Here is a 12,491-nt window from a genome sequence, read left to right as displayed (position 1 = left end):
CGGGTCGCCGCCCTGTCGCCGGGAAACCACTCTATTTCGCCTGTCGTAACCGCTCCTTTGCCTGCAGCCACAAGCCTTCCTTCTTATCGAGGGAAAGGGCGACGAAATCGTCGCCGGCCAAGGCTTCCATGATGCGGAAGCGCTTGTCGAACTTGCCGCTCGCCGCGCGCAGGGCAACCTCCGGATCGACTTTCAGATGGCGGGCGAGGTTGACCACGGCAAAGAGAAGATCGCCCACTTCCTCCTCTCGTTCGGATTGGGAAGTCGCCTCCCGCACTTCGTCCAGTTCTTCCTCGATCTTGGCCATGACACCGCCAAGATCGGGCCAGTCGAACCCTGTTCGGGCGGCGCGGTTCTGGAGCTTTTCAGCGCGGAGCAGGGCTGGAAGGGCTGTGGCGACGCCCGCCAGCGCGCTCGGATCAGATTCCTTTTCGGCACGCTCGGCCGCCTTGATGGCTTCCCATTGGGCGTGGCCGTCCTTCCTGTCTGTTCCTTCGCCGAAGACATGGGGATGGCGGCGGATCATCTTTTCCGTGATACCGTCGATGACCTCCTGCAATGTGAAATGACCCGCCTGTTCCGCCATGCGGCTGTGGAACGCCACCTGCAGCAGCAGATCGCCAAGTTCATCGCGCAGGGCCGCCATGTCGTCACGTTCTATGGCGTCGGCGACTTCGTAAGCTTCCTCGATCGTATAGGGCGCGATGCTGGCAAAATCCTGTTCGATATCCCAGGGGCAACCCGTTTCCGGATCGCGCAAACGCGCCATGACATTGGCGAGCGGCATGATGTCGGCGGGATTCGCCTTGCTGTTGGATGACATGCGGTACTCTGGATTGAGGAGATCTATGGCAGGGATAGATTGTCGGGACGCAGAAGGCCAGCTTGTCGAGCAGCTATCTGTTCCTGCCGGTTAGAGAAGACACTTTCCGTCCCCGATAGAAATGACACTCTTGAGATCAGCAGGGGCTGCGTGGAGCCCTTGGGATAGCGCAGCGCAGACCCTGCTGATGGCGTAACAGTGGTGGGGAAGGGCACGGACCCGCTGCGACGGCAGCGGGCTCGGTCAGAACCGCTTTAGCGCGCCTTCACGAACTCGAGCGTGCCGCGCGCCCGTAACTCCGCCGGGCTGAGCCGGGGACGACGTTTGAGCTTTGCCCCGCCCAACCGGCGTCCGTCGATCTTCACCGGCGCCTCCGGTTCGGGGAACAGATGCGCGGGCTGGTCGCGGCGAGCAGGGGCATAGTTGTTCCGCTGCCGGTGATGCGGCGCGATCGCTTGGATCTCTTTTGCTAGCGCCAGTGCCGCGTCGAGATGCTTGTTATCGACGATGGCAGGTTGATTGATCCGGGGCATCTTGTCGAACAGGCTATAGGGAAGGGAGCGCCCCTCGTGGCGGATCTCGACTGTGCCGTCAGGATATTCACAGACATCCACGCGCTTGCGCACCAGTTCCTTGCTGATCGGGTTCGGCTCCAGAAGGAACAGCACTTTGTTATAGTGCAGCGTCAGCGCGGCCGTGACCGTCCGCTGTTCGCGCCAGACCATGACGGAGTGCAGATCATCCCGCAGTGCCAGAGGGCGGTGTAGATCACGACTGTCTGCGGCCGGACGAGCGAAGCGCGCATTGTGCCCAACCATGTAGCTCGGCAGAAAGACGTTCGCTTCTTCGATCGACGAGATACCTTCCAGGCGCATCGCTTTGATCAGGCGGTCCTGCAATGTGCCGTTCGCCCGCTCGACCCGGCCCTTGGCTTGGGGTGAGTTGGCGCAAATGATCTCGATGTTCAGCGCATCGAGCGCGCGCCCGAAATGCGTCATGCCGTCACCCTTGGCGGTCGCTTTAGCGTTGCGGAAGACTGTGTGCTTGTCGGAATAAAGGGCCACCGGCTTGCCGTGCCGCTCGATATATTCGCGCGTCGCTTCCATGTAGGAAAAGGTGCTTTCGCTCTCGACCATCTTGAGGTGCATCAACTCGCTGGTCGCGTCGTCTATGTAGACGAGCAGCGTGCATCGCGGTCCGCGGTCCTCAAACCAGTCATGATCCGAGCCGTCGATCTGGATCAGCTCGCCACGACACTCCCTGCGGTGGCGCGGTTGATATGGGCGAGACCGGCGAGCTGCGCGATCCTGCCACAGACCAGCCTCAATCATCATCTGCCGCAATGTCTCACAGCCCACCGCGATATCGTGGCGCTCCGCCAGATACTCACGCGCCAGGGTCGGTCCAAAATCCGCATAATGCTCGCGGACCAGTGACAGGATCCGCTCGCGAAAGGCATTGCTGTGACGTCGGTTGCTCGGCCGACCACGTTTGCGCGACACCAGGCCTGAAGCGCCTTCAACTCGGAGACGTTCAAGCAACCGGAAAATCTGCCGGCGCTTCAAGCCCAGCAACATCGCCGCATCCTCAACCCGAAGTTCGCCGCGGTCCACGCGCGACAATGTGTCAAACCGCGAAAGCTCGCCATGGCTCATCGCCACCACCGTCATAAGCGCGTCCTCCCGAACTGCCAGGAGGACCATGCCACCGGACTCTGCTAAGGACGCCCGAGGGTGTCATTTCTATCTAGCAGAGGGGTGTCATTTCTATCCGGCGCTTACACTATCAAAGTCCGATAATAAGGATTATGTTAAATTTAACGGGCTGGACACTCAGTCTTCCAATATCAGGCTGTGCCGCTGCGTGTCGCGCATGCGTATGTAAACGATCAGCGAAATACCGATCATCACCGTCACATAGATATAGAAGGCCTGCTCCACACCGAGCTTCTTGAACCAGAGCGCGACTAATTCCGCCGTGCCGCCGAACATGGTATTGGCCAGCGCATAAGGCAGCGCCACGCCCAGTGCCCGGATATGCGCTGGAAACAGTTCCGCCTTCACGACGGCGTTGATCGAGGTGTAGCCGGTTACGATCACCAGCCCGGCCATCACCAGCAGCCCGGCCATCCATGGGTCCTTGGTCACGGCCAGCGTCGCGAAGATGGGATAAGTGCAGGTGACGCCCAGCAGACCAAAGCCGATCATGAGCGGCTTGCGCCCGATACGGTCGGAAAGAGCGCCGCCGAGAGGCTGGATCAGCATGAAAACAAAGAGCGTTATCCCATTGATCTGGGATGCTGCTTCACGGCTGATGCCGCTGGTGTTGACGAGGAATTTCTGCATGTAGATGGAATAGGCGTAGAAGGCGATCGTGCCGCCCGCGGTCAGCAACATGACTGTCAGCGTCTCTTTCGGATGCCGGGTTACCAGTTCCACGAAACCCGATCTGGGCGCACCCTCTGCCTGGGCTTTGGCGAAGCTCTGCGTTTCGGCCAGGCCGCGCCGCAGCCAGAAGACGATGATCGCCAGCGCCCCGCCAATCAGGAAAGGAATGCGCCAGCCCCACGCATCCAGTTCAGCCTCGGTCAGCATGGCCTGAAGCGCCAACAGGACGCAGATGGCGACAAGCTGGCCGGCTATCAGCGTGACATATTGAAAGCTGGAGAAAAAGCCGCGGTGATTGCGCCCCGCCATTTCGGACAAATAGGTCGCGCTGGCGCCATATTCGCCGCCGATTGACAATCCCTGCATCAGGCGCGCCAGCACAAGCAGTAGCGGCGCGCCAACCCCGATACTGTCATAGGATGGCGTGACCGCGATCAGCAGCGAACCGGCGCACATCAGCGCCACGGACAAGGTCAGGCCGCTCTTGCGACCATGGCGATCGGCATAGACGCCCATCAGCCAGGCGCCGATGGGGCGCATCAGGAAGCCGACCGCGAAAATGCCGGCGGCGCTCAGCAACTGAGCGGTGCGGTCTTCGCTGGGGAAGAAATGCTGGGCGAAATAGAGGGTGAAGGCCGAATAGGCATACCAGTCATACCATTCCACCAGATTGCCCGTGGAACCGCCGATCACGGCTTTCAGGCGCTGTCGCTGATCGGGCGCGGCTATGTATGACGTCATGGTGTCAGCACCATCTCTCCATTCTGGACGGACCAGCTTTTCAGCCGTGACAGCATGTTCATCCCGATCACATTGACATCGCCAAAAGCCGGGGAAACGACAATGTCGAGATCGCTGGCGCGGATTGGGCCGACGACCAGCGTGGCGATTGTCGAGCGCTTGGCGTCGATCTTGCCGTTGGCGGTCATCATGCTGACGCCGGACGCATTCAGGTCGAAATTGAGGCCGGCGGCGCGCGCCGCCTCCACTGACAATGCGGTCACGCTGGCCCCGCTGTCGATCAGAAAGCGTGTCGGGTTCCCGTTGACCATTCCCTCGACCCAATAATGGCCGTCGGGCGCAACGGGTATTCGCAGTGCCTGCCCCTCCACGCGCGCGGTGGGCAAGGCTGTCGGCATATCATTGGTCGCCAGTGCGGGAGATCCGCCCCCTTCCCCCTTGATACGGCTGGCAAACAGGCCGTATTTCTCGCCAGCCTTGAACAGTCCAAGCAGCGCCGCGAAGATGACGATCCATAGCATGGCCATACGCAAGAGGCCGCCCATCGGCGCCCGCCGCGCGAGCAAGGCCGATCCGACCAGGACCAACGCCAGCACGTACCAGAGACTGGACATTGCCTGATCGCCACCCATTTCCCTGCCCCTTATGATGCGCCCAGTTCGGCCACCAGCCCGTCATAACCCGGTTCGACGCCCGCCGGGAGTGTTCGGCAAAGCGACGCATAATCCATGCTCTGGTCCATATGGATCAATATGGCGCGGCGCGGTCGCACGGCCTGTACGGCATCCAGGGTAAGCGCCAGATGCGCGTGGGTTGGATGCGGCCGTTCCCGCAAGGCGTCGACCACCCAGATGTCCAGCGCATCGTACAGTGCCATCATATCAGTCGTTATATCATGAAAATCAGTAGCATAGCCAATGGAATGGCCATCATACGTGAAACGGAATCCGGTGGAGAATATCTCGCCATGGGGCTGGTCGGTGCAGGCGATGCTGATGTCCCCGATGCGCAGGCCATCCGGCAGCGGATGCGGTTCGATCGTCGGATGATAGCCATGACGCCCTTCGAAGGCATAACCGAAGCGCTCCCGGAGCAAGCGAAGCGTCTGCGGGCGCGCATAGCCGGGGACAGGCGTGCCGCGATGGTGGTAAAGCTGACGGACATCGTCCAGGCCGTGGCTGTGGTCGGCATGGTCATGCGTCCACAGGATCGCGTCGATATGGATCACGTCGGCCGCGAGCAACTGCGCACGCATGTCCGGTGATGTGTCGATCAACAACCGGGTCGTGGGGCTTTCGATCAGGATCGATGCCCGGGTGCGGCGGTTCCTGGGCTCCTGCGGATCACAGGCGCCCCAATCATTGCCGATGCGAGGCACGCCCGAGGAGGTGCCGCTTCCCAGGATGGTGAGCTTGAGGCTCATGCTGCCTTGCTGAAAAGCGTACGGAAATTGGCTGCTGTTGCCTCAGCCAGTTGCTCGACGCTTTCGCCCCGTAAATTCGCCAGAAAACGGGCAGTGTCGGCCACGAAGGCGGGTTCGCACGGCTTGCCGCGATGGGGCACGGGCGCGAGGAAAGGAGCGTCGGTTTCGATCAGCAGCCTTTCGAGCGGCAGACGGGCAGCCGTTTCCTGAAGATCCCTGGCGTTCTTGAAGGTCACGATACCCGAAATGCTGATGTAGAAACCCAGTTCCATCGCTGCATCGGCAAAGGCGCCGCTGGCGGTAAAACAATGGATGACCCCGCCATAGGTCCCCTTCCCCATTTCATCGCGCATGATGGCCAGCGTGTCCTCCTCCGCATCGCGGGTGTGGACGATCAGCGGCAGGCCGGTTTCGCGAGAGGCGGCGATATGGGACCGGAAGCTGCGTTGCTGCCGCTCGCGATCGCTATGGTCGTAATAATAATCCAGGCCGGTCTCGCCTATGCCGACGATGCGTGGATGGGCCGCCCGTTCGACCAGCTTCGCGGTGTCGACATGTGGATGCTCGTCCGCTTCATGGGGGTGAATGCCGACGGTCGCCCACACATCCGTTTCGCGCAAGGCCGTTGCCAGCACATCGTCCCATTCGCTTTCGCGCGTGGCAATGTTGAGCATCAGGTCGACTCCAGCGCCCCTCGCCCGTTCGAGCACATTATGCTGATCGTCGATCAACCCCTTGTAATTCAAGTGACAATGGCTGTCTATGAACATGACGTCACGCCTCTTCAGCGGGCAGTTCGAGGCGCGGGAAGAGCGGCTTGGGCGTGCTCAGGGCAAAGCCGGACGCACGAAGCTGCGTATACCAGTCGCTGCCGATGGCAGAATAGTTCCTGCCATTCTCGGCTGTCCCCATCTGCTCGAGCAGGGCGGAGGCGCTTGCGGGAATGATCGGCTGGACGATGATGGCAAGGTCGGCGATCGCTTCGTAAAGGGTGGCGAGCACCGCCTCCATCCTGGCAGGATCGGTCTTGCGGAGCGTCCAGGGCGCCTGGGCATCGATATAGGCGTTGCAGGCAAACACCGCGCGCATCCACGCTTCGATGGCTGTCGAGGGCGCAAGGTCCGCCATAGCGGCCTGGAAGGTCCGGGCCGCTTCCCCGACCGTTGCAAGAAGATCGCGATCGACCTCCTGCGCTGCGGGTTCGGGCAGGCGACCCTCCAGATTCTTGGCAATGAAGCTCAGCGTTCGCTGGGCGAGATTGCCGAAGCTGTTGGCGAGGTCGCTGTTCGAACGGGCGACGATCGCCTCCGCGCTGTAGCTGCCGTCATTGCCGAAGGTGACTTCCGACAGCAGGAAATAGCGGAGCTGATCCACGCCGAAGCGTTCGGCCAATTCCATCGGATCGGCCACATTGCCGAGCGACTTCGACATCTTCTCTCCCCGGTTGAGGAGGAAGCCGTGACCGAAGACCTGCCTGGGCAAGGGCAGCCGCGCACTCATCAGGAAGGCTGGCCAGTAAACGGTATGAAAACGCACGATATCCTTGCCGATGACATGCGTGATATCGCCACCTTCCGACCAGTAGCGGGCCATGCGGTCCGCATCATCGGGATAGCCGCAGCCCGTGAGATAGTTGGTGAGCGCGTCCACCCACACATACATGACATGGCCGTCGCTGCCGGGCACCTTGACGCCCCAGTCGAAGCTGGTGCGCGACACGCTGAGGTCGGACAGGCCACCCTCCACGAAGCGCATTATCTCATTGCGGCGGCTGTCAGGCTGGATGAAATCCGGCTGGCTGGTGTAAAGTTCCAGCAATTTCTGCTGATAGGCGGACAGGCGGAAGAACCAGCTTTCCTCCACCGTCCATTCGACAGGCGTGCCCTGGGGCGAGAGCTTCTGCCCGCCCTCTCCTTCGACCAGTTCCTTTTCGTCGTAAAAGGCTTCATCGCGGACGGAATACCAGCCTTCATAGCGGCCGAGATAGAGATCGCCATTGGCCTCCATCGCCTGCCAGATCGCCTGGCTTGCGCGGTGATGATCCGGCTCGCTGGTGCGAATGAAGCGATCATAGCTGATGTTGAGACCATCATTCATAGCCTTGAAATATCCTGACATTTCGTCAGCGAGTGCGCGCGGCTCCATGTCCCTGTTGCGCGCGGTCTGGGCCATTTTCAGGCCATGTTCGTCCGTTCCGGTCTGAAAGAAGACGTCGCGGCCCATCATACGCTGGAAACGGGCGATCGCATCCGTTGCGATCACTTCATAGGCATGGCCGATATGCGGGCGGCCATTGGGGTAGCTGATGGCTGTCGTGATGGTATAGGGCTTGGACATGCGCCCTCCCTAGCGGGTGTTAGTCCCGGCGCAAAGCCGCTTTTCAGCGGGCAAGGGCGGCGACATGCCCGGCAAGTTCGAAAACCACGGCCCCCGGTTCAAGCGACAGGATGACGGCTCCCCCGGCAAGCTGGCGTGCTGCTTCCCAATGGTCCAGCGCCTTGCCGAGATCGCTCCCCTTGCGTTGGCGCGCCGCCGCCGCGATGAAGGCCGGCGCCCGCTCAAGAAACGCCTCATAACGGGGCCGGGCGCTCTTTGACGCCAGCATCCTGGCCAGCATTAGTCGCTGGCGGTTGCCAGGGTCGCCGCCAGCGGCAATGGCGGCCAACGAATTTTCGATGTCCACTATGTTGAGGCCCGCATAGCGTAACGCTTTGCCGGGAGACCCCTCACCTGCCTGGATCAGCGCGGTCAGTTCATCCGGAGAAAGACTGTCGTCCGTCGCGCGCAAAATGCTGCGCATGGCCTCTTCGTTCAACATGTCGAAGCGCAGGGTACGGCAGCGGGAGCGGATAGTCGGAAGCAGCCGGCCGGGCGCATGACTGACCAGCAGGAACAGCATATCGGCCGGCGGCTCTTCCAGATTCTTGAGCAGCGCATTTGCCGCGCCGCGCTCCAGATCGTCGGCACTGTCGATGACCACGATCCGCCGTGACGACATGGAGGGCGCCGACTGGATCAGGCGCTGGAGGCTCCGGATCTGATCGACCGTGATGTTGCGGGCGGTGCCGCTTTCCTTTTCCAGGCAGAACAGCTCGGCATAGTCGGGATGGGCATCCGCCTCGAACAGGCGGCGGGTCGGATGATCCTGCGGCACGTCCAGCCCATCAGCCGTGATGGGCGGCCCTGCCGCCTCCGCCAGCAGGCGCAGCGCCATGGCGCGGGCGAAGCTTGCCTTGCCAATGCCCCACGGGCCAGCAAGGATCCAGCCGTGGTGCAGACGACCGCTCCGCGCGGCATCGAGCAGCGTGCGGGCCTGCGCGTCATGGCCGATGAGTGACGTCATGGCAGCAGGTCCTGCAACGCCTGAAGCAGCCGTGCCGTCACTGCCCCGGCGTCTCCCGAAGCGTCGACGGCAAGGAAGCGCGCCGGTTCCTGTTGGGCGAACCGATGAAAGGCTGTTGCCACGGCGAGATGAAAATCCCGGTCGCGTCCCCCGATCCTGTCGGCCGCATCTCCATCGCGAGAACGGGCACGCGCGCTCGCTTCCTCCTCTGGCAAGGTGAGGAAGAGGGTCCGGTCGGGCAGGAAACCGTTGCTGCCAATCCGGTGAAGCGCCAATATATCCGCATCCGTCAGCTCGCTTGCGCCCTGATAGGCGCGGCTGCTGTCCAGAAAGCGGTCGGAAAGCACCCATGCGCCCCGCTCCAGCGCCGGACGGATCGTCTTTTCCACATGATCGGCACGGGCAGCAGCGAACAACAGCGCTTCGGCGCGGGGGCTCCAGCGGTCGGCTCCCCCGGTCAGCAACAGGGCGCGAATGGCCTCCGCCCCTTCGCTGCCGCCCGGCTCGCGCGTTTCCACGACTTCCACGCCGCGCGCGCGCAGGGCGGCGGCAAGGGCCCGCAACTGGGTCGACTTGCCTGCACCTTCCCCGCCTTCCAGCGAGATGAAGCGGCCCCGCGTCGTCCCTGCGGCCGTCACCCGAAGAAGGACTTCAGCCCGTTCCACAGTCGACCGAAAATGCCGGCTTCAGCGACATCCTCACCCGCGACCAGTGGCAGGATCTGGGGCGGCGTGTCAGGCGTGGAGACGATCAGCTGCGCAATCCTCTGCCCCTTGGTGATGGGCGCCTTGATCGGGCCGGTATAGGCGACCTTGACCGAGATGTTGGACGAAGCGGCGCGCGGCAATGTCACCGCCATATCCTGCGCCGCGACCAATGGAACGCTGGTTGCGCTGCCGAGCTGCACCTCGGCGGTTTCGACGGTCTGTCCCTTCTTGAAGAGCGGCTGCGCCTTCCACGCGCGGAAGCCCCAGTCCATGAAGCGCACCGACTCCTCGATCCGCTGGTTGTAGGTGCCCAGCCCTGCCACGACCATGACCAGGCGGCGTCCCTCCTGTTCCGCCGATCCGGTGAAGCCGAAGCCGGCTTCTTCGGTGTGTCCGGTCTTGAGACCATCGGCTCCGGCGACCTTGCCCAATATGGGATTGCGATTGCCCTGCTCGATATCCGCGCCGCCCATCGTCTTGCCCCAGGTGAAGCTGCGCGTGGCGTAGAATTTCTTGTAGAGGTTGGGCGTTTCCTCGATCGTCGCTTCGGCCAGCGCCGCAAGGTCGGCCGCGGTCACATAAGTCACACCTTCGTCCGGCCAGCCATTGCTCGTGCCGAAATTGCTGTTCTTGAGGCCGAGGCGCTTGGCTTCCTGGTTCATCAGGGCGACGAAGGCCTGCTCTGTCCCGGCAATGCCCTCCGCCAGCACGACGCAGGCATCATTGCCCGAAAGCGTGACGATGCCGTGGAGAAGATTTTCCACCGACACCTGCTCGCCCGGCGACAGGAACATGGTCGATCCCGCCTGCGGGCCATGCCATCGCTGCCAGGTTTCCGGGCGGACGGTGAATTTCTGGTCGAGTTTCAGATCGCCCTTCTGGATCAGGCGAAAAGCGACATGGGCCGTCATCATCTTCGCCATGGAGGCGGGCGGCATCCGCGTCTCGCCCCCCTTGTCGTAAAGCACGGCGCCCGACGAGAGATCCTTCATATAGGCGATCGGCGCCTCGCTGCTATAGGGTGGCGCGGCGGCGGTCAGCGGCGTGGACAGCAACCCGACGAACAGGAGGGCGGCGATGGACTTCTTCATGCGGGATGCCTTTGGACTGGTGGATTCTTCGAATGCCTAGCGCATTCAATAGCCATGGCAGAACCAATATCAAGGCGCTCTATTGCTTCACCGCATCGGCCAGCAGGCCAACGGACAAGGCATAGAAATTCGAACAGTTATAGTCGAGGATCGCCCGGTAGTTGCTGGTCAGAAGATAGGCGGTCTTGCCCGGACCATCGGGCTCCAGCAATGTCGCCATCACCCGGTCGGCGGGCCAGCCGGCGCCGCTGGGCACGATTCCCATGCGCCGCCATTCGGCCATGCTGAGCCAGCGGCTATGGCGGCTGAAGACGCGGGGGCAACGGACCGCAGTGGTGCGCGCGGCGAGGCCGGAACGGTCCAATCCGACCGGAACGGACACGGCAATGCCCCAAGGCTCGCCGCGTCGCCATCCGGCCTGAACGAAATAATTGGCGATGGATGCCAGGGCGTCGGCTTCGCTGTTCCAGATATCGACCCGGCCATCGCCATCGCCATCCTTGCCCAGCCGCAGATAGACGCTCGGCAGGAATTGGGGATAGCCGGTCGCGCCAGCCCAACTGCCCACCAGGCGGCTGCGCGGCACGCCATCATCGAGCATCTTCAGCGTCGCCAGCAGTTCCGGTTCAAACAATGTCCGGCGACGCCCCTCATAGGACAAGGTCGCAAGCGAGCGGATCAGGTCGAAATCGCCGGTATAGGCGCCGTAATTGGTTTCGTGGCCGTAGATGGCGACCATGATCTCTTCCGGCACACCGGTTTCCGCTTCTATCCGGGCAAGGCGGGCGCGATTGGCCAGATATGCGGTCCGGCCCCGGCTGATGCGTGCCGCATCGACATGCTGGCGGCGATAGGGCTCGAAATTCGGGATCGGGGCATAGGTGCCGCCGCCGGGTTGATTTTGGTCGAGCTGGACTACGCGCGGATTGGGCGTCAGCCCCGGAAAGACACTGTCCAGAGTCGAATCCCGGATGCCCATCGCTCGGGTCTTGGGGCGCAGGGATTCAAGATAGGCGCGAAAGCCGACATTCTCCTGCGCGCTGACGCTGTCCGCCGTCAGACCGCCCGCCACGACGGCAGCAAGTCCCAGCAACAGCGACAGGATCGACGAACGCATTGAAGAATCTCCTTAAGCTCTTTTGTTGCACAGGGATGGCGCGGCGTGAATCCCCTTATTGGCACTTGACGACATTGGCAGGATCAAACCGCCTTCACGCCATTTTACGCTTGGCAAGGCCGTCGGGTTCGCTAGGAAGCGTGACGACGGACAGGTGGCCGAGTGGTTTAAGGCAGCGGTCTTGAAAACCGCCGTGGGTTTACGCTCACCGTGGGTTCGAATCCCACCCTGTCCGCCATCCAGTTTGATCCGCGTTAAGGCGACGCGATTTTCTTCATGCTAGAAGCGGCCGATAATCATCGGAGGTGACAATGTCTGCCGATACCGACGCACGTTATCTGTTCCGGCGTGCAAGAGAGGAAGCCGCGAAAGCCGATGCCGCTGCAAAGCGGAGTGCGGCATCGCAGGAAATTGCCGCCCATCGTGAACTCGCGCTGCGCTATCGGGTACGGGCGCTTGCCATGTCCTGTGCCGATCAGGTTCTCCATGATGCGCTGGGGCGGGAACCCTGATCATCGGTTCTTGCTGGTTGATGACGGTCAGACGTTTCGCGTTCCGGGATGCGGAATAAAAATGCGCCCCCGGGCAAGGGAATGCCGGGAGCGCGATCTGTTTGCTGTCGGGCATCCAAATCCATTTCCGCTTAGCAAGAATGGACGTTCATCGCAATCTATCCAAAGGTAGATCGCCACCTTTCCGTAACGTCAATCGGCGGTCACGGGTGGGCAATCCTTCGAGCCGAAAGGCGGCCTGAACCATGCAAATGGCGATAGCACCGCACCTTCGTCATCAGGCTGAAAATGCGCGCGAGCCAATGTGATGACCCGGCGCGGGACGCTGCCAAGGCGCGCGTGGAACC

At 62.0% G+C, this 12,491-nt stretch carries 12 protein-coding genes and 1 tRNA gene; 2 read left to right on the top strand and 11 right to left on the bottom strand.

Translation table 11 applies throughout. The features are described 5' to 3' along the window. Window positions 1-31: 31 nt before the first annotated feature. The 11 genes from mazG to ACN9MX_RS04230 form a co-directional block, all read right to left on the bottom strand. Window positions 32-823 carry a nucleoside triphosphate pyrophosphohydrolase gene (mazG, locus tag ACN9MX_RS04280; RefSeq protein ID WP_363825712.1) on the bottom strand — a complete coding sequence of 264 codons (792 nt, stop codon included), beginning with the start codon at window positions 821-823 and terminating at the stop codon, window positions 32-34. A 254-nt stretch (window positions 824-1,077) separates the two neighbouring features. Next, window positions 1,078-2,493, bottom strand: coding sequence for an ISNCY family transposase (locus ACN9MX_RS04275; protein WP_426387469.1), 1,416 nt, complete (start codon window positions 2,491-2,493; stop codon window positions 1,078-1,080). 162 nt (window positions 2,494-2,655) lie between these two features. Beyond that, window positions 2,656-3,951 carry an MFS transporter gene (locus tag ACN9MX_RS04270; protein ID WP_363825709.1) on the bottom strand — a complete coding sequence of 432 codons (1,296 nt, stop codon included), beginning with the start codon at window positions 3,949-3,951 and terminating at the stop codon, window positions 2,656-2,658. Next, a complete protein-coding gene (locus ACN9MX_RS04265; protein WP_363825707.1) occupies window positions 3,948-4,583 on the bottom strand; it encodes a retropepsin-like aspartic protease family protein in 636 nt (211 codons plus the stop codon). The genes ACN9MX_RS04270 and ACN9MX_RS04265 overlap by 4 nt, the downstream gene beginning before the upstream one ends. Before the next feature lie 11 nt (window positions 4,584-4,594). Continuing rightward, window positions 4,595-5,374, bottom strand: a complete 780-nt coding sequence (locus ACN9MX_RS04260) for an MBL fold metallo-hydrolase (protein ID WP_363734831.1) — start codon at window positions 5,372-5,374, stop codon at window positions 4,595-4,597. Further along, window positions 5,371-6,144: a TatD family hydrolase gene (locus ACN9MX_RS04255; protein WP_363754241.1), complete on the bottom strand. Its 774-nt coding sequence runs from the start codon at window positions 6,142-6,144 to the stop codon at window positions 5,371-5,373. Before ACN9MX_RS04255 ends, ACN9MX_RS04260 begins: the two co-directional genes overlap by 4 nt. A gap of 4 nt (window positions 6,145-6,148) precedes the next feature. Continuing rightward, a complete protein-coding gene (gene metG / locus ACN9MX_RS04250; RefSeq protein WP_363825705.1) occupies window positions 6,149-7,711 on the bottom strand; it encodes a methionine--tRNA ligase in 1,563 nt (520 codons plus the stop codon). Window positions 7,712-7,754: 43 nt separating this feature from the next. Beyond that, on the bottom strand, window positions 7,755-8,717 hold the full coding sequence (locus ACN9MX_RS04245) for an AAA family ATPase (RefSeq protein WP_363825702.1): 963 nt from the start codon (window positions 8,715-8,717) through the stop codon (window positions 7,755-7,757). Beyond that, window positions 8,714-9,355, bottom strand: a complete 642-nt coding sequence (gene tmk / locus ACN9MX_RS04240; RefSeq protein ID WP_363734836.1) for a dTMP kinase — start codon at window positions 9,353-9,355, stop codon at window positions 8,714-8,716. Before tmk ends, ACN9MX_RS04245 begins: the two co-directional genes overlap by 4 nt. Beyond that, a complete protein-coding gene (locus ACN9MX_RS04235) occupies window positions 9,352-10,515 on the bottom strand; it encodes a D-alanyl-D-alanine carboxypeptidase family protein (RefSeq protein WP_363825700.1) in 1,164 nt (387 codons plus the stop codon). The genes tmk and ACN9MX_RS04235 overlap by 4 nt, the downstream gene beginning before the upstream one ends. A 79-nt stretch (window positions 10,516-10,594) precedes the next feature. Then, a complete protein-coding gene (locus ACN9MX_RS04230; protein ID WP_363825697.1) occupies window positions 10,595-11,632 on the bottom strand; it encodes a lytic murein transglycosylase in 1,038 nt (345 codons plus the stop codon). Between the two features lie 148 nt (window positions 11,633-11,780). Here ACN9MX_RS04230 and ACN9MX_RS04225 point away from each other — a divergent pair. Both ACN9MX_RS04225 and ACN9MX_RS04220 read left to right on the top strand, forming a co-directional pair. Further along, window positions 11,781-11,870 (top strand) — tRNA-Ser (locus tag ACN9MX_RS04225). A gap of 73 nt (window positions 11,871-11,943) precedes the next feature. Further along, window positions 11,944-12,144, top strand: coding sequence for a hypothetical protein (locus ACN9MX_RS04220; RefSeq protein WP_133654158.1), 201 nt, complete (start codon window positions 11,944-11,946; stop codon window positions 12,142-12,144). Window positions 12,145-12,491: the final 347 nt, after the last annotated feature.

Source organism: Sphingobium sp. R-21 (genome assembly GCF_049913335.1).
GTDB lineage: Bacteria > Pseudomonadota > Alphaproteobacteria > Sphingomonadales > Sphingomonadaceae > Sphingobium.
The sequence above is the reverse complement of the archived record's forward strand: the minus strand, read 5'-3'. Positions and strand labels throughout refer to the sequence as shown.

Excerpts from the sequence above, each read along its gene's own strand:
- ACN9MX_RS04270 (WP_363825709.1), bottom strand. The coding sequence starts at position 3,951 with ATGACGTCATACATAGCCGCGCCCGATCAGCGACAGCGCCTGAAAGCC.
- ACN9MX_RS04220 (WP_133654158.1), top strand. The coding sequence starts at position 11,944 with ATGTCTGCCGATACCGACGCACGTTATCTGTTCCGGCGTGCAAGAGAG.
- ACN9MX_RS04260 (WP_363734831.1), bottom strand. The coding sequence starts at position 5,374 with ATGAGCCTCAAGCTCACCATCCTGGGAAGCGGCACCTCCTCGGGCGTG.
- ACN9MX_RS04275 (WP_426387469.1), bottom strand. The coding sequence starts at position 2,493 with ATGACGGTGGTGGCGATGAGCCATGGCGAGCTTTCGCGGTTTGACACA.
- ACN9MX_RS04235 (WP_363825700.1), bottom strand. The coding sequence starts at position 10,515 with ATGAAGAAGTCCATCGCCGCCCTCCTGTTCGTCGGGTTGCTGTCCACG.
- metG (WP_363825705.1), bottom strand. The coding sequence starts at position 7,711 with ATGTCCAAGCCCTATACCATCACGACAGCCATCAGCTACCCCAATGGC.
- ACN9MX_RS04245 (WP_363825702.1), bottom strand. The coding sequence starts at position 8,717 with ATGACGTCACTCATCGGCCATGACGCGCAGGCCCGCACGCTGCTCGAT.
- ACN9MX_RS04255 (WP_363754241.1), bottom strand. The coding sequence starts at position 6,144 with ATGTTCATAGACAGCCATTGTCACTTGAATTACAAGGGGTTGATCGAC.
- ACN9MX_RS04265 (WP_363825707.1), bottom strand. The coding sequence starts at position 4,583 with ATGGGTGGCGATCAGGCAATGTCCAGTCTCTGGTACGTGCTGGCGTTG.
- mazG (WP_363825712.1), bottom strand. The coding sequence starts at position 823 with ATGTCATCCAACAGCAAGGCGAATCCCGCCGACATCATGCCGCTCGCC.
- ACN9MX_RS04230 (WP_363825697.1), bottom strand. The coding sequence starts at position 11,632 with ATGCGTTCGTCGATCCTGTCGCTGTTGCTGGGACTTGCTGCCGTCGTG.